Raw genomic sequence first — 790 nt, forward strand, 5'->3', positions numbered from 1 at the left:
TCGATCGGGCCGTGCGGATCGATGTCCTCACCGGCCAACCGTGCGGCCATCAGCCGGATCATCGCGACCTGGATCATCGCCTCAGCATGAGCGGTCTTGCGCTCGTAGTCCCGTGCCAATCGTCTACACCTCGTCAACCAGCCGAAAGTTCGTTCCACCACCCACCGGCGGGGCAGTACTTGGAACCCTTTCACGTCCGCATTGCGCGGAACGGCCACGATCTCGATGCCCTCGGTGTCCCGGGCCCACCCGACCAGTCCAGCATCGACGGAGTTGACGTAGCCGCCATCGACCCACACCAAGCCCAGCAGCGGGTACCGGGCCCGGATACCGCCCAGCACCCGTTTCGCCCCGGCCCGGTCCTGCACCGACGCCGAGTGCACCAGCCCGACCAGCATCAACCCGATGGTGTCGACCAGCAGATGCCGCTTGCGGCCCCGCACCCGCTTCCCGGCGTCGTAGCCGATCTGCTCGCCACCCTCGCTGGACTTGATCGACTGCGAGTCCAGCACCGCGGCCGAGGGCTGCGGATCACGGCCGTCTGCGGCTCGGACCCGGTCACGCAGCACCTCGTGGATCTGCGCCCACGTGCCGTCCGCGGTGCGGTCGGCGAACCACTGGTAGGCGGTGTTCCACGGGGCGAGGTCATGCGGAACCATCCGCCAAGAACACCCGCTGACCAGCACATACAAGATCGTGTCCACGATCAGCCGGCGCGGATGCACCGGCGGTCGACCACCCAAACACGCGACGGGAACAGGCAACAGCGGCTCGATCAACGCCCACTGAG

Annotated in this window: 1 protein-coding gene; it reads right to left on the reverse strand. The window is 67.3% G+C overall.

Annotation, left to right across the window (positions count from 1 at the left end; translation table 11 throughout):
* Positions 1–790: IS5 family transposase (locus ACFPFQ_RS48265; protein WP_379630064.1), on the reverse strand; the 790-nt coding region annotated here is incomplete at both ends.

Source organism: Pseudonocardia sp. GCM10023141 (genome assembly GCF_042653605.1).